The sequence below is a fragment of the Microvirga flocculans ATCC BAA-817 genome (genome assembly GCF_000518665.1).
In the GTDB taxonomy this organism is placed as follows: Bacteria; Pseudomonadota; Alphaproteobacteria; order Rhizobiales; family Beijerinckiaceae; genus Microvirga; species Microvirga flocculans.
Genome location: NZ_JAEA01000001.1, coordinates 242842 through 262257, shown reverse-complemented (window position 1 = coordinate 262257; position 19416 = coordinate 242842). Strand labels below are relative to the sequence as shown.

Annotated in this window: 22 protein-coding genes; 4 read left to right on the top strand and 18 right to left on the bottom strand. The window is 64.8% G+C overall.

What is annotated here, in order from left to right; translation table 11 throughout:
* Positions 1-2: 2 nt before the first annotated feature.
* The 9 genes from trpB to L879_RS0101320 form a co-directional block, all read right to left on the bottom strand.
* Positions 3-1223: a tryptophan synthase subunit beta gene (gene trpB, locus L879_RS0101360; RefSeq protein ID WP_027314532.1), complete on the bottom strand. Its 1221-nt coding sequence runs from the start codon at positions 1221-1223 to the stop codon at positions 3-5.
* Between the two features lie 33 nt (positions 1224-1256).
* Positions 1257-1916, bottom strand: coding sequence for a phosphoribosylanthranilate isomerase (locus tag L879_RS0101355; protein WP_027314531.1), 660 nt, complete (start codon positions 1914-1916; stop codon positions 1257-1259).
* Between the two features lie 10 nt (positions 1917-1926).
* Positions 1927-2874: a bifunctional Delta(1)-pyrroline-2-carboxylate/Delta(1)-piperideine-2-carboxylate reductase gene (gene lhpI, locus L879_RS0101350; RefSeq protein ID WP_027314530.1), complete on the bottom strand. Its 948-nt coding sequence runs from the start codon at positions 2872-2874 to the stop codon at positions 1927-1929.
* Between the two features lie 9 nt (positions 2875-2883).
* Positions 2884-3234, bottom strand: coding sequence for a LapA family protein (locus L879_RS0101345; RefSeq protein WP_027314529.1), 351 nt, complete (start codon positions 3232-3234; stop codon positions 2884-2886).
* 16 nt (positions 3235-3250) lie between these two features.
* Entirely contained in the window at positions 3251-3565 is a 315-nt protein-coding gene (ihfB, locus tag L879_RS0101340) for an integration host factor subunit beta (protein WP_027314528.1), read from the bottom strand.
* 26 nt (positions 3566-3591) lie between these two features.
* Positions 3592-4557 (bottom strand): signal peptide peptidase SppA, encoded by a 966-nt coding sequence (gene sppA, locus L879_RS0101335; RefSeq protein WP_027314527.1) that lies wholly within the window; start codon positions 4555-4557, stop codon positions 3592-3594.
* A gap of 360 nt (positions 4558-4917) precedes the next feature.
* Positions 4918-6615, bottom strand: a complete 1698-nt coding sequence (gene rpsA / locus L879_RS0101330; RefSeq protein WP_027314526.1) for a 30S ribosomal protein S1 — start codon at positions 6613-6615, stop codon at positions 4918-4920.
* 341 nt (positions 6616-6956) lie between these two features.
* Entirely contained in the window at positions 6957-8252 is a 1296-nt protein-coding gene (locus tag L879_RS0101325; protein ID WP_154664042.1) for an MFS transporter, read from the bottom strand.
* 85 nt (positions 8253-8337) lie between these two features.
* Entirely contained in the window at positions 8338-8967 is a 630-nt protein-coding gene (locus tag L879_RS0101320; protein WP_027314524.1) for a 2-hydroxychromene-2-carboxylate isomerase, read from the bottom strand.
* A 265-nt stretch (positions 8968-9232) separates the two neighbouring features.
* Here L879_RS0101320 and L879_RS0101310 point away from each other — a divergent pair, with 265 nt between their 5' ends.
* Positions 9233-10465 (top strand): argininosuccinate synthase, encoded by a 1233-nt coding sequence (locus tag L879_RS0101310; protein WP_027314523.1) that lies wholly within the window; start codon positions 9233-9235, stop codon positions 10463-10465.
* Positions 10466-10768: 303 nt separating this feature from the next.
* On the opposite strand, the gene L879_RS0101305 is transcribed toward L879_RS0101310, so the two are convergent.
* Genes L879_RS0101305 through L879_RS0101290 form a run of 4 tightly spaced genes read right to left on the bottom strand, consistent with a single transcriptional unit; the run spans position 10769 to position 12292 of the window.
* The gene (locus L879_RS0101305; RefSeq protein WP_027314522.1) at positions 10769-11251 is read right to left on the bottom strand and encodes a DUF1801 domain-containing protein; all 483 of its coding nucleotides are present in this window, start codon (positions 11249-11251) and stop codon (positions 10769-10771) included.
* A 5-nt stretch (positions 11252-11256) separates the two neighbouring features.
* The gene (locus tag L879_RS0101300; protein WP_027314521.1) at positions 11257-11484 is read right to left on the bottom strand and encodes a hypothetical protein; all 228 of its coding nucleotides are present in this window, start codon (positions 11482-11484) and stop codon (positions 11257-11259) included.
* A gap of 56 nt (positions 11485-11540) precedes the next feature.
* Positions 11541-11972: an SRPBCC family protein gene (locus L879_RS0101295; RefSeq protein WP_035458339.1), complete on the bottom strand. Its 432-nt coding sequence runs from the start codon at positions 11970-11972 to the stop codon at positions 11541-11543.
* Positions 11969-12292, bottom strand: coding sequence for an ArsR/SmtB family transcription factor (locus L879_RS0101290; RefSeq protein ID WP_027314519.1), 324 nt, complete (start codon positions 12290-12292; stop codon positions 11969-11971). Before L879_RS0101290 ends, L879_RS0101295 begins: the two co-directional genes overlap by 4 nt.
* Before the next feature lie 232 nt (positions 12293-12524).
* On the opposite strand from L879_RS0101290, the gene L879_RS0101285 reads away from it, so the two are divergent.
* Complete coding sequence (locus tag L879_RS0101285; RefSeq protein WP_027314518.1) at positions 12525-13634, top strand: site-2 protease family protein; 1110 nt, start codon at positions 12525-12527, stop codon at positions 13632-13634.
* Between the two features lie 99 nt (positions 13635-13733).
* Here the strand turns inward: L879_RS0101285 and L879_RS0101280 are convergent, their stop codons facing one another.
* Complete coding sequence (locus L879_RS0101280; RefSeq protein WP_027314517.1) at positions 13734-14117, bottom strand: YybH family protein; 384 nt, start codon at positions 14115-14117, stop codon at positions 13734-13736.
* Positions 14118-14428: 311 nt separating this feature from the next.
* Here L879_RS0101280 and typA point away from each other — a divergent pair, with 311 nt between their 5' ends.
* Positions 14429-16258, top strand: a complete 1830-nt coding sequence (gene typA / locus L879_RS0101275; RefSeq protein WP_027314516.1) for a translational GTPase TypA — start codon at positions 14429-14431, stop codon at positions 16256-16258.
* A gap of 49 nt (positions 16259-16307) precedes the next feature.
* Positions 16308-16931 (top strand): glutathione S-transferase family protein, encoded by a 624-nt coding sequence (locus L879_RS0101270; RefSeq protein WP_027314515.1) that lies wholly within the window; start codon positions 16308-16310, stop codon positions 16929-16931.
* Positions 16932-17187: 256 nt separating this feature from the next.
* On the opposite strand, the gene L879_RS23910 is transcribed toward L879_RS0101270, so the two are convergent.
* The 4 genes from L879_RS23910 to L879_RS0101250 all read right to left on the bottom strand — a co-directional run bounded on the left by L879_RS23910 (position 17188) and on the right by L879_RS0101250 (position 19406).
* Complete coding sequence (locus L879_RS23910; RefSeq protein ID WP_035458338.1) at positions 17188-17412, bottom strand: hypothetical protein; 225 nt, start codon at positions 17410-17412, stop codon at positions 17188-17190.
* Between the two features lie 12 nt (positions 17413-17424).
* Positions 17425-17775, bottom strand: a complete 351-nt coding sequence (locus L879_RS20040) for a hypothetical protein (RefSeq protein ID WP_035458337.1) — start codon at positions 17773-17775, stop codon at positions 17425-17427.
* Between the two features lie 132 nt (positions 17776-17907).
* Positions 17908-18882 carry a cysteine synthase A gene (gene cysK / locus L879_RS0101255; protein WP_027314514.1) on the bottom strand — a complete coding sequence of 325 codons (975 nt, stop codon included), beginning with the start codon at positions 18880-18882 and terminating at the stop codon, positions 17908-17910.
* A gap of 74 nt (positions 18883-18956) precedes the next feature.
* Entirely contained in the window at positions 18957-19406 is a 450-nt protein-coding gene (locus L879_RS0101250; protein WP_027314513.1) for an RrF2 family transcriptional regulator, read from the bottom strand.
* Positions 19407-19416: the final 10 nt, after the last annotated feature.

The following is a 19416-nucleotide window of genomic DNA, read 5'->3' as shown; positions in this document are numbered from 1 at the left end:
CTTCAGGCGATCTTGCTCCCCAGATGCTCGGCGATCTGGAACAGGTCCTTGTCGCCGCGGCCGCTGATATTGACCACCATCAGGTGATCCTTGGGCTTCTTGGGCGCGAGTTCCATGACCTTGGCGAGCGCGTGGCTCGGCTCCAGCGCGGGCAGGATGCCCTCGAGCCGCGCGCAGAGCTGGAAGGCCTCCAGCGCCTCGTCGTCGGTGGCGGAGATGTAGTTCACCCGGCCCATTTCATGAAGCCACGCATGTTCCGGGCCGATGCCGGGATAATCGAGGCCCGCCGAGATGGAATGGGCGTCGGCGATCTGCCCGTCCCGGTTCATGAGGAGATAGGTGCGGTTGCCGTGCAGCACGCCCGGGCGGCCGCCGGAAAGCGAGGCCGCGTGCAGGTTCGAGAGGCCGTGGCCCGCAGCCTCGACGCCGTAGATCTCGACACCCTTGTCGTCGAGGAACGGGTGAAACAGGCCGATGGCGTTGGAGCCGCCGCCGATGCAGGCGACGAGCGAATCCGGCAGGCGGCCCTCCGCCTCCATCATCTGCGCGCGGGTCTCCTCGCCGATGACGCACTGGAAGTCGCGCACCATGGCGGGATAGGGGTGCGGACCCGCCACCGTGCCGATGCAGTAGAAGGTGTCGGCGACATTGGTGACCCAGTCCCGCAGGGCCTCGTTCATGGCGTCCTTGAGGGTCTTCGTGCCGGACTGCACGGGCACGACCTTGGCGCCGAGCATGTTCATGCGGAACACGTTGGGCTTCTGCCGCTCCACGTCGACCGCGCCCATATAGACCACGCATTCGAGGCCGAAGCGCGCGCAGAGGGTGGCGGTGGCGACGCCGTGCTGGCCGGCACCCGTTTCGGCGATGATGCGCTTCTTGCCCATGCGGCGGGCGAGAAGGATCTGGCCCAGCACGTTGTTCACCTTGTGCGCGCCGGTATGGTTCAGCTCTTCCCGCTTGAAGTAGATCTTCGCGCCGCCGAGATGTTCGGTCATGCGCTCCGCGAAATAGAGCGGGCTCGGACGGCCGATATAATGCTTGGAGAAATACTCCATATCGGCATGGAAGGCCGGATCGTTCCTGGCCTCCTCATAGGCCTTTTCCAGCTCCAGGATGTTCGGCATCAGGGTCTCGGCGACGAAGCGTCCGCCGAACTGGCCGAAATGCCCGCGCTCGTCGGGTCCGGTGCGGAAGGAATTGGGTTGGGCTTGAGCTGACACGGCCTGTCCTGTCTTCTTGAGCGTCGCGATGCGCTAATGCTGAGCAGCGAAAGCTGTCCGGGCGGCCCTGATGAACGCCTCGATCTTGCCTGGATCCTTCAGGCCCGGCCCGCTTTCCACCCCGGTCGACACGTCGACGGCTTTCGACCGTGTGAGCCGGATCGCCTCCGCCACGTTGTCGGGGGTGAGCCCTCCTGACAACATGAAGGAAACCTTGGGGTCAAGCCCGTTCAGCAGCCGCCAGTCGAAGGAAAGCCCGTTCCCGCCGGGCAGAGCACCCGGATCGCGGGGCGGCTTGGCGTCGAGCAGAATATGATCGATCTTTCCCGCATATGGTGCGAGGGCAGCCAGATCGGAATGCTCCGCGATGCCGAAAGCCTTCATCACCGGCAGCTGGGCCCGCGAACGGATCTCGGCCACGCGTTGCGGGCTCTCGTGCCCATGCAGCTGGATCAGGTCAGGGTTGAGCGCCTCGACGGCCTCGAAGACGGCCTCGTCGTCCGGATCGACCAGCAGAACGACGCACTGCGCCCGCCCCCTCGCCTGCGCGGAGAGCTGGCGGCCGAGATCGAGGCCGACATGCCGGGGGCTCTTCGCAAACCGCACGAAGCCGACGAGGTCCGCGCCTGCGCTGAGGGCGGCATCGAGGGTTTCGGGCGTGGAGAGCCCGCAGATCTTCACCAGGTTGTCCATGGGCTGCAGCTTACGACGTTTTGTCCAGGCTCCGCCAGACCAGGATCGCCGCAGCCAGGTCCTCCAGCGCGGCACCCACCGACTTGAAGGCGGTGATCACGGCCTGGCCGCGATGGGGCGCCTGGCGGCAGAGATCCGTCAGGGTGCCGCGGATATGGTCCTCGGTAATGGAGCCACGGTGCAGAGCGACCGCCACGTCACCGCCCTCGGTCTTGGCCGCCGGGGTGTCGATGTAGATTTGCGCCCGGCGCAGGGCCTCGTCGTCCGCCTCGCGCATCTTGAGATTGAAGGCACCCACGAGATCGAGATGCGCGCCCTCCTTCAGCCAGGAGCCCTTGACGACCGGCGCGGTCGAGAGCGTCGCGCAGGAGACGAGATCGGCCTCGCGCACCGCCGCCTCCAGATCCGTCGCCGCCGTGACGGGCAGGCCCTCGGCGCGGAGCTGGGCCGCCAGCGCTTCGGCCTTCTCGGGCCGGTGGTTCCAGAGCGCCACCTCGCGGATCGGGCGCTGGCTCATATGGGCGCGGATGAGGAAGGGGGCGAGCGCGCCCGCTCCCACCATCACCATGCGGCTTGCATCCTCGCGGGCCAGATAGCGCGCCGCGAGGGCGGAGGCCGCAGCCGTGCGCCAGACGGTCAGGCGCGTGCCGTCGAGCACCGAGACCGGTGCGCCGGTCGTGCCGTCCATCAGCAGATAGGAGCCCATCACGCTGGGCAGGTTCCGGGCGCCGTTCTCGGGAAAGACGGTGACGACCTTCACCCCGAGGAAGCCGTCCTGCATCGCAGGCCCGGTCCAGGACGGCATGAGCAGGAGCGTGCCGTGGGAGCCGGGCCGTTCGATCTCGTGATGATGGCGGACGGGCGTCACGAAATCCGCGCGAAAAGCGTCGGTCAGGGCATCGACCAGGGCAGGAAAGGTGAGAACCCGATCGATCTCGGCCGCAGTCACGACATGCATGGGATGAACTTAAAATCTGGAGGTCTGGGAGGGAACGGCTGCCGGAAGAGTGGTGGCCGGGGTGCTCTGAGCCTTCAGGCGCTCGGCCTCGTAACGCAGCTGCCGCGTTTCGCGCCGGAGTTCCCGGCGCGACTTGCGGTTCTTTCCCTGCGCCAGCCAGGTCGCCGTGCCGCCGATCAGCACGCCCACCATGACGGCGGCGAAGATGACGGCGAACAGGGGCAGCCGGGTGGAGAATTCCGGCGCAGCGTCTGAGAACGGATCGAGCGACAGGGTCACCGGCGCGCGGTTCGCCACGGCAAGCAGGACGACCAGGATGGCCACCGGCAGGAGAACGAGCGCCTTCAGAAAGCGAATCACGGACACCTCTCACGAATCACTGGGCGGCGGCCGCCTTCATCACCTTCGGGGCCGGCGCGTTGAGACGCTGACGCATTTCCTTGCCCGTCTTGAAGACGGGAACAACCTTTTCGGAGATGGAAACGGCTTCGCCCGTGCGCGGGTTGCGGCCCGTGCGGGCATCCCGCTTCTTCACCGAGAACGCACCGAAGCCGCGCAGCTCCACCCGGTCGCCCCGGGCGAGCGCATCGGCGATGGTGTCGAGGATCGCGTTCACGATCTTCTCCACGTCGCGTTGGTAAAGATGCGGGTTTTGCTCAGCAATCTTGAGCACGAGTTCAGACTTGATCATGGACCAGCTATATCTTTGACGTTGCTTTATTTTTCCGAAGGTTGCCAGACAGCCAGGAGGCCGTCAAGCTGCGCAATCTCCGCATGGGCCGAGGTCTTCCTCAACGCCTCGGCCACTTTCTCGAAGCCGAAGAGATCCGCCACGGCCGCACTCATGGCGAAGATCGACAGATCCCGGTCGGAGCTCGGCTTCCAATCGCGAATCGGCAGGTCCTTGGCCACGCCCTTCTCGCGCTCCAGCCAGTCGACCGCGTCGCGCTCGCTGCCGATCCGGTCGATCAGCTTCAGGGGCACGGCCTGGCGGCCGCTGAAGACCTGCCCTGTGGAGGCGGTGGCCAGTTCGGACTCGTTCAGGCGGCGGCGGTCGCGCACGAGGCCCTTGAACCAGTCATAGGTGTCGTTGACGACCGCCTGCATGGCGGCGCGCGCCTCCGGCGAGGTCGGCTTGAACGGGCTCGGCTCCGCCTTGAGGGGCGTCGACTTCACCTCTTCCAGCTTCACGCCGACCTGCCCCATGAGTCCCGACAGGTCGGGATACTGGAAGAGCACGCCGATGGAGCCCACGATGGCTGTCTCGCGGGCGACGATGTGATCGGAGGCGATGGCCGTGATGTAGCCGCCGGAGGCCGCGGTGCCGTCCACGAAGGTGACGACGGGCTTCTTCTCGGCCAGGCGGCGGATGTTGCGGTAGAGTTCCTCCGAGCCCGTCGTGGTGCCGCCGGGACTGTTGATGGAGATCACGACGCCGGAGACCGCCCCCGAGTCGCCCACCCGCTGAATCAGGTCGGCGAGGCGCTGGTTGCCGGCGATCACGCCGTGGATGGAAATGCGGGCGATCTGGTTCTGGATCGAGCCATAGCCCGCCCGGTCGGCGGCGGCATAGCCGATGGCCGCCACGGCAGCGATCAGCCCGGAGAATCCCGCCACCCGCCAGAAGGAGAGCTTGCGGCGCAGGCGGCGGCGGTCGGCGATGGCTTCGGCATCGATGGACATCGGCAAATCTCTTGGGTTCGTCTCTTGCTGGTTCCAGGTCGGATGCGAGGGAGAGCCCCGCGAGGGGCTGCACCCTAGATGGGTTTGGATGCATTTTCCAGGCCGCGAACCGAAATCCGCCTCGCCTGAAAGTGCTTCCAAGCGAGGCAGATAGAGCATTTTTCGGAGAAGTGGATCCGGTTCGCCGTTCAAAAATACGGCACAGCAAAGACAAGACCCGATTCCACGTCAGGGAAACCGGGTCTTGTGCAAGGCGGCCGACAAGAAACCCGTGCGATCGCCCGCACGGGTTTCCTGAAACAAAAAATCCCCGGGCTCATCGCCCGGGGATCCATCGCGTTCCTGACGTTTGGAACGCGATTACTTCTTGTCCTTGGCCTTCAGGGCGGCGCCGAGGATGTCGCCGAGCGACGCACCCGAATCGGTCGAACCGTACTGAGCCATGGCCTCCTTCTCCTCGGCGACCTCGAGGGCCTTGATGGAGACGGTGACGCGGCGGGCCTTGCGGTCGAACTGCGTGACGCGGGCATCGAACTTCTCGCCGGTGGCGAAACGCTCGGGGCGCTGGTCGGCGCGGTCGCGGGCAAGCTCGGAGCGCTTGACGAAGGTGGTGAGGTCGGTGTCGACGATCTTCACCTCCAGGCCGCCGTCCTTCACCTCGAGAACCTCGCAGGTGACGATCTGGCCCTTCTTCAGCTCACCGGCCTCGGCGAAGGGATCGCCGGCCAGCTGCTTGATGCCGAGCGAGATGCGCTCCTTCTCGACGTCCACGTCGAGAACCTGGGCGCGCACGATATCGCCCTTCTTGAAGTCGTCGATGACCTGCTCGCCCGGACGGTTCCAGTCCAGATCCGAGAGGTGGACCATGCCGTCCACGTCGTTCTCGAGACCGATGAAGAGACCGAACTCGGTCTTGTTCTTCACCTCGCCCTCGACGACGGAACCGACGGGGTGCTTCTCGGCGAAGGCTTCCCACGGGTTCTGGAGCGTCTGCTTCAGGCCCAGCGAGATGCGGCGCTTCACCTGATCGACCTCGAGGATCACGACCTCGACCTCCTGAGAGGTGGAGATGATCTTGCCGGGGTGGACGTTCTTCTTCGTCCAGGACATCTCGGAGACGTGGATCAGGCCTTCGATGCCGGGCTCGAGCTCCACGAACGCACCGTAGTCGGTGATGTTCGTGACGCGGCCCTTCAGCTTGGCGTTGACCGGGTAGCGGGCGGCGATGCCCTCCCACGGATCGGCGAGAAGCTGCTTGATGCCGAGCGAGATGCGGTGCGTCTCGTGGTTGATCTTGATGATCTTGACCTTGACCGTCTGGCCGATGGTTACGACCTCGGACGGGTGGTTCACGCGGCGCCATGCCATGTCGGTGACGTGCAGCAGGCCGTCGATGCCGCCGAGATCAACGAACGCACCGTATTCAGTGATGTTCTTGACCACGCCGTCGATGACCTGACCCTCTTCGAGGTTGGCCACGAGCTCGGAGCGCTGCTCGGCGCGGCTCTCCTCGAGGACCGTGCGGCGCGACACGACGATGTTGCCGCGGCGGCGATCCATCTTGAGGATCTGGAACGGCTGGGCCACGCCCATGAGCGGGGTGACGTCGCGCACCGGGCGGATGTCGACCTGGGAGCGCGGCAGGAACGCCACGGCGCCGTCGAGATCGACGGTGTAGCCGCCCTTCACCTGGTTGAAGATCGTGCCGTTGACGCGCTCGCCAGCCTCGAAGGCCTTCTCGAGCTTCACCCACGACTCTTCGCGGCGGGCCTTGTCACGGGAGATGACGGCCTCGCCCAGCGCATTCTCGATGCGCTCGACATAGACTTCGACCTCGTCACCGACATTGACCGTCTGGTCCCGGTTCGGGCCGGCAAATTCCTTGAGAGCGACGCGACCTTCGGTCTTGGCGCCGATATCGATGACCGCGACGTCCTTCTCGATCGCGACCACCTTGCCCTTCACGACCGAGCCTTCGCTGATCTCGGACGTACGGAAGGATTCTTCGAGCAGAGCGGCGAAGTCTTCACGGCTCGGCTGCTGGAAAGCTGCAGACATAGGTTCTCCTGAATGGCCCTATCGAAGGGGCAACGCCGGCGGCTCGTGTTAACGGGCCGTTCCCAGCCGCCGCTGCCTCAGGACGCCCCTTGAGGGCCATGTCCGAGGCATGCTGCTCTCCTCGAGCAGGCCGGCGCATCATCGACGGATGGAAACGCTTGTTCCTCAAGGACTTACCGGGCGTCATAAGGGCGCGTCAGGCGCACCCTTACACAACGTTGACCGTCAATGTCCTGTAGGATGGGGGTTCTCTTATCCCAATCGGGCCCGGATCACAAGACTTTCAAGGATTTGCGCCTCCCCGGCCGGGCCGGGGAGGCCTGGTGCAGCCCCGGAGGGCCTCAGTCCTCGTGGATCAGGCTGTGGTCGCGCGTGTCCCTCATGCGCAGGTAGACCACGAGAGAGAGGCCGATCATCACCGTCACGTAGACGAAGAACCCGTACTCGATCCCGGCCTGCTTGAACCACAGCGCGACGTATTCCGCCGTGCCGCCGAAGACCGTGTTGGCGATGGCATAGGGCAACGCGACGCCCAGCGCCCGGATATGGGCCGGGAACAGCTCCGCCTTCACCACGGCGTTGATCGAGGTGTAGCCGGTGACGATCACCAGGGCCGCCAGCGACAGGCCGAAGGCCATGAACGGGTCCTTCGTTCCGGCAAGTGTGGAGAAGATCAGGTAGGTGAAGAGCACGCCCAGGACGCCGAAGCCCACCATGAGGGGCTTGCGGCCGATGCGGTCGGACAGGGAGCCCGCCACCGGCTGCAGCAGCATGAAGAAGAACAGCGCGGCCGCCGTCACCTGGCTCGCCGTCTCGCGGGAGAAGCCCGAGGTGTTGACCAGGAATTTCTGCAGGTAGGTGGTGTAGGCGTAGAAGGCGAGCGTGCCGCCCGCGGTGAGCGCGATGACCGTGAAGGCCTCGCGGGGGTACTTGGTGAAAAGCGCCAGGCCGCTGGAGCGCGGCACCTCGGCCTTCTGCGCGTTCTTGTAGGATTGCGTCTCGGCGAGGCCCCGCCGGAGGTAGAACACGAGGACGGCGAGCACGCCGCCGATGAAGAAGGGAATGCGCCAGCCCCAGGCCTCCAGATCCCGCTCGGGCAGGACGAATTGCAGGATCAGCAGCACGCCCAGGGCGAGGAGCTGGCCCGAGATGAGCGTGACATACTGGAAGCTGGAGAAGAACCCGCGCCGGCTCTTGCCCGCCATCTCGCTCAGGTAGGTGGCGCTGGCGCCGTATTCGCCGCCGACGCTGATGCCCTGGAGGAGACGGGCAAGGACCAGGACGATGGGAGCAAAGACGCCGATGCTCTCGTAGCCGGGCGTGACGGCGATCATGAGCGAGCCCGTGCACATCAGCGTCACCGAGAGGGTGAGGCCCGCCTTGCGGCCCTTCCGGTCCGCATAGATGCCCATGATCCAGGCGCCGATGGGCCGCATGAGGAAGCCGACCGCGAAGACGGCGGCCGCGTTCAGGAGTTGGGCCGTCTGGTCGCCCTTGGGAAAGAAGATCGGCGCGAAATAGAGCGTGAAGGCCGAATAGACATACCAGTCGTACCACTCGACCATATTGCCCGCCGACCCGCCGAGGATCGATTTCAGGCGCTTCCTGCGGTCGGCCAGGTCGTTCTGCATCAACATGAAACGGTTATCCTCAAAAGCTCCGGCGCGGGCCGCCGGGCATGCTGCGTGCTGTCAGGCAATGGCGATGGGGCGGCAGGCGGGATCAGCCGGGCCATTCCGCGCGGCGGGCCTGGGTCACGGCCCAGTCGAGGGCCTGCTCCAGACGGTCGTTACCCCAGAACATCTCCCCGTCCTCGGCGAAGAAGGTCGGCGCCCCGAAGAGGCCCCGCGACTGGGCCTCGTCGCCCATCCGGCGCAGGCGCGTCTTGTTCGCCTCGCCCTGCGCCTCGGCGAGGACGGCCTCGGCCTCGATCCCGAGACCGGTGAGGATCCCGGCGATCGCCTGCGGATCGGCGATGTCGCGGCACTCGGCGAACTGCGCCGTGTAGACCGCCTTGGTGAAGGCCGGGGTCCAGCCGCGGTCGGTGCCCAGAAGGGCGACCCGGGCGGCGAGGAGGCCGTTCTGCGGAAAGGTCTTGGGACGGTAGAAGGGCAGCCCGAACCGGACCGCCTCCCGCTCCATGTCGCGCCACATGTAGCGGCCCTTGGCGGGGTAGAGGTTGAAGGGAGAGGTGTCCCAGCCCTGCGCCTTGAAGATCGGCCCCAGCAGGAACGGCCGCCACAGGAGCTGCACCCCGGCCTGTTTGGCCTGCGCCTCGATGCGCATGGCGGCGAGATAGGAATAGGTGGAGGCGAACTCGTACCAGAATTCGAGAATCGGCTGACGCTGCATGAACGCTTCCCGCTACGGAAGCCCCGGAGAGAATGGCCCGAGGCACCTTTTGGCTCTCTTGGCGCCCTAAATCATTCCCTTAAGTTATGGCACCCCATCGAAATCTAGCCAGGGCTGCGCCTGGAGCATGCCGGGCCGCTTGCCCGCCATGACCTCCTGCCAGAAGAGCATGGGCCCGGGGCCATCGGGCGAATCCAAAAGTGGCTTCCCCTTTCGGGTCCGATGTTCTAAGTCGCTGGCACCCTCACTCCTTGGAAACTTTGCTATGGCTGAGAAGCGCGTGAACAAGGTCGTGCTCGCCTATTCCGGCGGCCTCGACACCTCCATCATCCTCAAATGGCTGCAGACCACCTATGGCTGCGAGGTGGTGACCTTCACCGCCGATCTTGGCCAGGGCGAGGAACTGGAGCCGGCGCGCAAGAAGGCCGAGCTTCTGGGCATCAAGCCGGAGAACATCTTCATCGAGGACCTGCGCGACGAATTCGTGCGCGATTACGTGTTCCCGATGTTCCGCGCCAACGCGCAGTACGAGGGCCTCTATCTGCTGGGCACCTCCATCGCCCGCCCGCTGATCGCCAAGAAGCAGATCGAGATCGCCGAGAAGGTCGGCGCGGATGCGGTGGCCCATGGTGCGACGGGCAAGGGCAACGACCAGGTGCGGTTCGAGCTCGGCTATTATGCCCTGAAGCCCGACGTGACCGTGATCGCCCCCTGGCGCGAATGGGACCTGCGCTCCCGCGAGCAGCTCATCGCGTTTGCCGAGGCCCACCAGATCCCGATCGCCAAGGATAAGCGCGGCGAGGCTCCGTTCTCCGTCGACGCCAACCTCCTGCACGCCTCCTCCGAAGGCAAGGTGCTGGAGGATCCGTCGCTCGAAGTGCCGGACTACGTCTATTCGCGCACGAACGATCCCGAGTCCGCGCCCGACAAGCCGACCGTGATCAGGATCGAGTTCCTCAAGGGCGACCCGGTCGCCATCGACGGCAAGAAGATGGGCCCCGCCGATCTTCTCGCGAAGCTCAACGAGCTCGGCCGCATCAACGGCATCGGCCGCCTCGATCTCGTCGAGAACCGCTTCGTGGGCATGAAGAGCCGCGGCATGTACGAAACCCCCGGCGGCACGATCCTTCACCTCGCCCATCGCGGCATCGAGTCGATCACCCTCGACCGGGGCGCGGCGCACCTGAAGGACGAGCTCATGCCGAAATACGCCGAGCTCATCTATAACGGCTTCTGGTTCTCGCCGGAGCGCGAGATGCTGCAGGCCCTCATCGACAAGTCCCAGGAATTCGTCACCGGCGAAGTGACGCTCAAGCTCTACAAGGGCGGCGTCCATCTCATCGGCCGCCAGAGCCCCTACACGCTCTACGACCAGGACCTCGTGACCTTCGAGGAAGGCGCGGTGGCCTACGACCACAGGGATGCCGCGGGCTTCATCAAGCTCAACGCGCTCCGCCTGCGTACACTCGCCCAGCGCAAGAAGAAGCTGGGGCTGTAAGAAAGAAGCGACGTCTTTGCGTGGATGCCCGGCCTTGTGCCGGGCATTGTCGTTTTGGGAAGCGCAGCGACTGCTCAAGTGTCATGTGCGGATCGGATCTAGACACAACGTCCGTCTCGTTTCACGAAACGGACAGGCGGCCCCTGGCTTGAACTTCTTGCTTGGGCGGCATTCGAATTCGCGCGCGCAACGAGACGCATCCTACCCTAGCGGGCGGATGCGGACCCGCATTGAAGGCAAGGCCTGACGCGTTTACTCGCATCGGCGTCCGCTCTCGTCATGCACCTGCTCGGCACTGTCCGTTCACATTCGCTCGCCGGGCAATTGGCTCGCTTGCTTCACCCAATCGGCAAACTGAGCTTCGTCGAACCGGTCATCCTCGCGTATGTCGAGGTAGCGGACCTCCTTGTGCTTGGATTCGCCTGGCGGAAGTGGACGCAGCGACGCGCCGCGGAAGAAAGTCACTTTTACGTACTTCGTGAAACACCGGAAACTAAGGAACCAACCCCCTCTTTCCGGGTCTGCGGCGCCGGCCCCATAGAAAGGCGAGTTCCATTTGACCGCCTTGCGCACACCGGGGACGGTACGCACGATAATCTCATCCAGGCGATGCCCAAGGTCGCTCTTCCAGCCAGGCATGGCGGCGATGTAGGCCTGCACGGGGGCCTCGCCATATCCCTTGGCGATCTGAGGGTTGCCGCCTGAAAGGAGGACGACTTCAGTAGCCGATTTGGTGGTGGTCTTTCTTGCGACCTTCGCCGAGGTGCCGGATGTGCTGTCGGACATTCCGTTCACCTCTGTAAGATAATACGTCGTCCGCTGCGCCGTTTGATGGCATACGGCAACGCGAACATGTAGAGGCCGGTGAGCAGGAGAAGGAACAGCGGGAGAAGTGGCGAGTAAACCACCAGGGCAGGAGGTTCGCCCCACCAACGGGCGACGAAATTGGCGACGACGGTCACCGTGAAAGCGATCGACAGCCATCGGTGGCCCTGCCGAATCCAGTTGTTACAGTTCATTGTGACTTCCTCCGACGATGAGCCGAAGCAGATCCGGACGACCCGCCTTACGGCCTTCAACCGATCCGCGCTAAGACCTGCTCCAGATTCGCGAGGAACCCCTGCCACCCCATCTTGGCACCTCCGTAGGCCTGCTTCTGATCCGGCCGGAAGCCTACCTGCTCCATGCGCAGGAGAGTCCCCGTGCCTGTTGGGGTCAGAGTGAAGGTCACCACGCTCCTCAGATTGAAGGCAGCGTCATCGTGCGTGAAATTCCAGGTGTAGGACAGCGTCCTGTTCGGCTCGACGGCAAGAACCTCGCAATCCAGCACGCCGCCCCAATCTCCACGAAGATTGAAACGGTGGCCCAGGACCGGTTCAAAGTCGTTCTTCATGAGCCACTCCGCGATCAGATGCGGCTGGGTGAGCGCACGCCAGATTTTTTCCGGCGGGTGAGGCATCTCCCGTTCGACGATGACGGAGCGCGTTTCGGTCACCATTTCGTTCATTGGTCCATCCTTTTCAGCAGATCTTCGAGATCGTCGAAACGGCTTTGCCAGAAGCCGGCCATTCGGCTTGTCCAGTCGACCAGCGGGGCCAGGGCTCCGGGCTGCGCAGTGTAGTGCGTCTGGCGGCCTTCGTGGCGGTCACGCACGAGGCCGGCCTGCTTCAGCACTCCGAGGTGTTTTGAGACAGCCGGTTGCGAGACCTTGGCCCTGGCCGTCAGGGCCGCCACCGTCTGATCTCCGTCCTGGCACAGCCGCTCGAAAATGGCTCGCCGCGTCGGATCGGCGAGTGCTCGGAAAAGGATTTCGTGGGACTTGGACATCGCAATCCATAACTCGTTGGTTATTGGTCTGATCAATAACCAACGAGTTATGTGTATGTCAAGGAGGAATGCTCAGCCGCACAACGATCCCGCTGGAAGAGCCGCCGGCCATGTCGTTTCAAGAGGGCGATGCTGCGACCTGTCCTTCGAAGGCCGGGTACGGGGCTTCCCCGACTTCCGAACCTGCCCGTTCCGTTCTACCTTGAAGATCGGAAGCCCGTTGGAGTTTTCGATGCTCTGGTCCTTTCCCATCGCCCGCATCGCCGGAACCGTTGTGCGCGTGCATGTGACCTTTCTGCTGTTCCTAATCTGGATCGGCGCGGCGCAGTGGCAGGTCGGCGGGCGGGCGGCGGCGCTCGACGGCGTCGTGTTCATGGTGCTGCTCTTCGCCTGCGTGGTGGCGCATGAATTCGGGCACATCCTCACGGCGCGGCGTTTCGGCATCAAGACGCCGGAAGTGACGCTCTGGCCCATCGGCGGCGTGGCGAGCCTGGAGCGGATCCCCGAGAACCCGCGCGAGGAGCTCCTGGTAGCCGTCGCGGGGCCTGCCGTGAACGTCGTCATCGCGGGCCTGATCGTTCTCGCGCTGGGCGTCAACCTCGGCACCGCCGCCACGACCGCCCTGGAGAACCCCCAGGCCGGGCTCATGGCGCGGCTTGCCGCCGCCAACATCTTCCTCGTCGTCTTCAACATGATCCCCGCCTTTCCCATGGATGGCGGGCGGGTGCTGCGCGCGCTGCTTGCCATGCGCATGGACCACGCGGAGGCGACCCGGATCGCCGCCCGGATCGGCCAGGGCGCGGCCTTCCTGTTCGCGCTGGCGGGCCTCTTCGTGAACCCGATGCTCATCGTCATCGGCCTTTTCATCTATCTCTCGGCCACGGCGGAATCCCAGCATGTGGCCTTCAAGGATGCGACCTCGGGGCTGCCGGTGCGCGCGGGCATGGTGAGCCCGGTCGAAGTGCTCACCACCGCCTCGACCCTGGACGACGCGGTCGACCTGATGCTGCGCACCTCGCAGAAGGAATTTCCCGTGGTGGACGGCTCGGGCTATCCGCGGGGGCTCCTGACCCGCGACGGCCTGATCGTGGCCCTGCGCGAGGGCGGCCCGGCGATGCCCGTGCTCGACGTCATGAAGCGCGACCTGCCGACGGTTCTGGACTGGCAGCCCTTCGACGCCGCCCTCACCCTCCTGACCGAGTCCAAGGCCCCGGCGCTGCTGGTGCTCGACGCGGGCCAGCGCCTCGTGGGCATCCTCACCCCGGAGAATGTGGGCGAGATGATGATGGTCCGCAGCGTCCGCCCCGACTGGCGCTTCCGCAACCGGAAAACCTATGCCTAGAGTATTTGCCGGCCAGATGGATCCGGTTCGCCGTTAAAAAGTGCGGGACGCCGAAGAAAGGAGATGATTCCACGCAAGAGGAAACAGCTCTGGGACGGTCTACGGCGCCCGGACCTCCTCCGGCGTCGCACCGCCCCCGTCGAGGACGAATTTCCAGGATCCGTCGGGCTGCTTCTTCCAGATGCTCACATAGACCCCGTGAGCCGTGACCGCGCCGTTCTCGCGGACCTGGTACCGGCCGAAGGTATAGCCGAGGTCCTCGCTGCGGGCGATGTCCGCCCTGAGGGGCTCCCAGGCGAGGACCGCGCCCTTCACCTGGGAAAAGGCCTCCACGAAGGGCCCCCGCCCGAGAAGCGGCATCTGGCCGGGCCGGATCAGCACCGGATCCTCGGCGGCATAGGCGATGAAGGCCTTTCCGGTTCCTTCCCTCTGGGCCATCTCGTTGAAGGCCCTGTCGGTCTCGATCAGTTGCTGGACTGACATCTTGTATCGTAATTCCTTATGGGAAGGACAAAAGTCCCGGTCGCGCCGGTTCGGCGGCTCTCACCGCGATCTTGCAATAAAGTAGCCAAACTCGACCGGCCTGCCTAGCCATCCCGCGAAGCATCGAAGGGTCCCCGGAAGGGCCGATCCGCCTTTCTTTCCGATGCCTTGGCCTGCAATCCTGTTGCCCGCCCTATTGCGGCCTCACCATTCTCCCTATATTGCAGGAACATCATTTTCCGCCCGGTACGAGCCAGGGGCGCGGGGACATCCGCCGCGTGCCGGGCCGCTTTGACTTTGAAAGACCCCCTATGAAACTGCGCAATATCGCCATCATCGCCCACGTCGACCACGGCAAGACCACCCTCGTCGACAAGCTGCTCCAGCAATCCGGCGCCTTCCGTGAGAACCAGCGCGTGGAAGAGCGCGCGATGGATTCCAACGACCTGGAAAAGGAGCGTGGCATCACCATCCTGGCCAAGGCCACCTCGGTCGTCTGGAAGGATACCCGCATTAACATCGTCGACACCCCGGGCCACGCCGATTTCGGCGGCGAGGTGGAGCGCATCCTGAGCATGGTGGACGGCGCCATCGTTCTCGTGGACGCGGCTGAAGGCCCGATGCCGCAGACCAAGTTCGTGGTGTCGAAAGCCCTCAAGATCGGCCTCAAGCCCATCGTGGCGATCAACAAGATCGACCGTCCCGACGCCCGCCACCAGGAAGTGATCAACGAGGTGTTCGATCTCTTCGCGGCGCTCGACGCCACCGACGAGCAGCTCGACTTCCCGATCCTCTACGGTTCGGGCCGCAACGGCTGGATGGCGAAGTCGCCGGAAGGCCCGAGCGACCAGGGCCTTGCCCCGCTCTTTGACCTCGTGCTCGAGCACGTGCCCCCGGCCAAGACCGAGGAAGGCCCGTTCCGGATGCTGGGCACGCTCCTCGAATCCAACCCCTTCCTGGGCCGCATCGTCACCGGCCGCATCTCGTCCGGCACGGTGAAGCCGAACCAGTCGATCAAGGTGATCGACCGCGAGGGCAAGCTGGTCGAGACCGGCCGCGTGTCCAAGATCCTGGCCTTCCGTGGCCTTGAGCGTCAGCCGATTGAGCTCGGCGAGGCGGGCGACATCGTCTCCATCGCGGGCCTGGAAAAGGGCTCGGTGGCCGACACCTTCTGCGCCCCTGAGAACGACATTCCGATCCAGGCGCAGCCCATCGACCCGCCGACCGTGACCATGTCCTTCATCGTCAACGACAGCCCGCTGGCCGGCACCGAGGGCGACAAGGTGACGAGCCGCATGATCCGCGACCGCCTGTTCAAGGAAGCGGAAGGCAATGTGACGCTGAAGATCGAGGAAGCCGCCGACAAGGATTCGTTCTACGTCTCCGGCCGCGGCGAATTGCAGCTCGCGATCCTCATCGAGACCATGCGCCGCGAGGGCTTCGAGCTTGCCGTGTCGCGTCCCCGCGTGGTGTTCAAGAAGGACGAGGCCACCGGCCAGACCCTCGAGCCCATCGAGGAAGTGGTAATCGACGTGGACGAGGAATTCTCCGGCGTCGTGGTGCAGAAGATGTCCGAACGCCGCGCCGAGATGGTCGAGATGCGCCCCTCCGGCGGCAACCGCCAGCGCCTCGTGTTCTACGCTCCGACCCGCGGCCTCATCGGCTACCAGAGCGAGCTTCTGACGGATACGCGCGGCACCGCGATCATGAACCGCCTCTTCCACGCCTATGAACCCTACAAGGGCGAGATCGGCGGCCGCACCAACGGCGTGCTGATCTCCAACGACCAGGGCGAGGCCGTGGCCTATGCCCTGTGGAACCTGGAAGACCGGGGCCCGATGATCATCGAGCCCGGCTGGAAGGTCTATCAGGGCATGATCGTCGGCATTCACAGCCGCGAGAACGACCTCGAGGTGAACGTGCTGAAGGGCAAGAAGCTCACCAACATCCGTACGACCTCGAAGGACGAAGCGGTGCGCCTCACGCCCCCGATCCGCATGACGCTGGAAAAATCGCTCGCCTGGATCCAGGACGACGAACTCGTCGAGGTGACGCCGAAATCGATCCGCATCCGCAAGGCGATCCTCGACCCCAACGACCGCAAGCGCGCCGAGCGCTCGAAGGAAGCGCTGAGCGCGTAAGATGACGAGAAGGCCGCCATTTGGCGGCCTTTATTTTTGGGGGGACAGCATGCTGAAGATTCACGGCTATGCAGGGTCGATCAATGTGCGGAAGGTGCTCTGGACCTGCGCCGAACTCAACCTGCCTTTCGAGAGGATCGACTGGGGCGGTGGAACACGCCCCGTCGCGGACGCGGCTTTCCTGAAGCTCAACCCCGTCGGCATGATCCCGGTGCTGGAGGATGCGGGCCAGCTCTTCTGGGAATCGAACAGCATCGTCCGCTATCTCGCGGCCCGGGAAGGCCGGCACGATCTTCTCCCGAACACGCCCGCCGAGCGCGCTCATGTCGAGAAGTGGATGGACTGGCAGGTCTCCGACTTCAACAACACGTGGCGCTACGCCTTCATGGGAACCGTGCGCCAGAACCCGAACTTCCAGGACGAGCGGCAAATTGCGGCGTCGTGGGAAAAATTCTGCGCCGCGGTCGGCGTGATCGAGCGGGAATTGTCGCGCACAGGCGCCTATATCGCCGGTTCGACCTTCACCTGCGCCGATATCGTGATCGGCCTGTCGATCCACCGCTGGAAGAGCATTCCGCTGCAGCGGCCCGATCTCGCAGCCGTCGAACGTTATTACGAAAACCTTTGCGAGCGTGAGGGTTTTCGTCTGTATGGCCGCGACGGAGGAGCGTGATCAGAAGGGCCGTCTTTCAAGGCGAGCGTCCGCTTTCGCAGTGAAGGCGTGATGGAGGCCATCCCTCAGCCTTGTCACTCTGCCCTTTCTTTGCCCCCTCGCCCATCGGGTCAGCGAAATCCTCACCCGAGGCATTTGGATCTTTACGGCCCTGGGGCATAAGGCGCGGAGCGCTGATATCGGTCTCGGCCGCCCGATCGGATTTCTTCTCAGGGGAGGTCACGACTTTTCCTTTCGAGAGAACGATCGGTGCGGCTCAGCCGCTGGAGGGATCCGCCTCACCGCCCTGATCGTCATCGGACAGCGCGCCGGTGCCGGGCGTGGAATCGGGATTGGTCAAGCTGGGATCCGCATGCGGACCGGCCGGATGCATGGCAGGGCGCTTGCCCCTGTTCTCCGGCGTTCCACCGCTGCCGGAGCGCTTGGTTTCGGCGGCTTCCTTCTGATCGTCCGAATGGTTGCCGTAAGCTGCGTAACCCATGGCTCTCTCCTGTCAGCCTTTGTCCTTGCCGTTGACGGCGGTGGCGCGCGCGATGGCTTCGGCGGTGGCGTCCTTGTCTTCGGGGGAAAGGCTCGCATCGCTCAAATGCCGGGTGGTTTCCGGCGTCTCGGCGGCGGTCAGCTCGCCGTGGTCTTCCGCATCTCCGCCCGCTCCGCGCGTCGCGGCGCGATAGCTGTAGGCCTCGCCGCCGGGCTCGTCCCACACGCGCCGCATGGTCGCGTTGCCCTCGGCGCCGTTCTTCCGATTCGGATCGATGGGGCTGTCATCGCCGCCGCGCTGCTCGTTGCGGATCCGGGCCGCATCCCGGTCTTTCAGTGAATGAGGCGCCTTGCGCTCCGCCATGATGGGCTCCTTGACCTTTCGCTTGGAAGGGAGAACCCGGCGGGGGAAGGGAAGTTCTGGCTCAGCTTGAACGCGAGGCCAACAAAAAGGGCGGCCGGATGCCGCCCTTTCGATTTACCGATGCGCGGCTTCTCACAACCCTTCGAAGAGCGCGCTCGAGATGTACCGCTCAGCGAAGGACGGCGCGACCGTCACGATGCGCTTGCCCTTGAATTCGGGCCTCGCCGCCACTTCGAGGGCCGCCGCCACGTTGGCGCCGGTGGAGATGCCACCGGGAATGCCTTCGAGCCTGGACAGCTTGCGCGCGACGTCGAAGGCCGTCTGGTTGCCCACCGTCACCACGCCGTCGATAAGCGAGCGGTCGAGCACGTCGGGCACGAAGCCCGCGCCGATGCCCTGGATCTTGTGCGGGCCAGGCTGGCCGCCGGACAGGACGGGGGAATCCTCCGGCTCCACGGCGAACACCTTCAGGTTCGGCAGGCGCGGCTTGAGGACCTGCGCGACGCCCGTGATCGTGCCGCCGGTGCCGACACCCGCCACGAAGGCATCGAGCCGCCCGTCGGTATCGTTCCAGATCTCCTCTGCCGTGGTCTTGCGATGAATCTCCGGATTGGCCGGGTTCTTGAACTGCTGCGGGATGACCGAATTGGGGATCTCGGCGAGGAGCTCCTCCGCCCTGGCGATGGCCCCCTTCATGCCCTGCGGTCCGGGCGTGAGGACGAGCTCCGCCCCCAGATAGGCCAGCATCTTGCGGCGCTCGATGGACATGGTCTCGGGCATCACCAGGATGAGGCGATAGCCGCGCGCCGCTGCCACGAAGGCCAGCGCGATGCCGGTATTGCCGGAGGTCGGCTCGATGAGGGTCGTGCCGGGGACGATCCTGCCCGCGGCCTCCATGGCCTCGATCATGTTCACGCCGATACGGTCCTTCACGCTGGAGAGCGGGTTGAAGAACTCGAGCTTGACCAGGATTTCCGCGTCGACCCCGTGCTCCTTGGGCAGGCGGTTCAGGCGCACGAGCGGGGTGTTGCTGATGGTTTCCGTAATCGAGCCGTAGATTCGGCCGCGCCCGGGCTTCGTGCCGGATGCGTTGACGATGTCAGCCATGAGATCCTCCTTGCAGGTCGGAGGAACATTATCTTTTTCCGCACTCTGTGTCGATAATTACATTAATTCACATATCATATTGTGAAATCGACGGCAGGGATCGATTCCGCGACCGATTCCGCCTGCGCCTTCCGGCACAGATCCTCCACCGTCACCTTGTCGAGTTCGCTCAGAAAGGCCTCGGTGCCGCGCTGGACCAGAGGGCCGACCACGGCTTCGGCCAGGCGCGATTCCGGGGTCGGCGAGGAGCCGTCCTCCTCCAGGGCCGACATGGCGATGCGCACGATGTCCCCGGCGGTGATGCGCCGCCGCTCGCGGGCGAGTTCATAGCCGCCGCGAGGGCCGCGAACGCCTTTCAGGACGCCCTGGCGCACCAGGGCCTGGAGCACCGGCTCGAGGTAGCGCGGCGGCAGGTTGTGCCGGGCCGCGAGGGACTTGGCCGAGACCGGCATGGGCCGGGCATGGAGCGCGATATCCGTGACGGCGGCGATGGCGAGAAGCGAGCGGCGCGACAGAAAATTCATGGCGAAGACT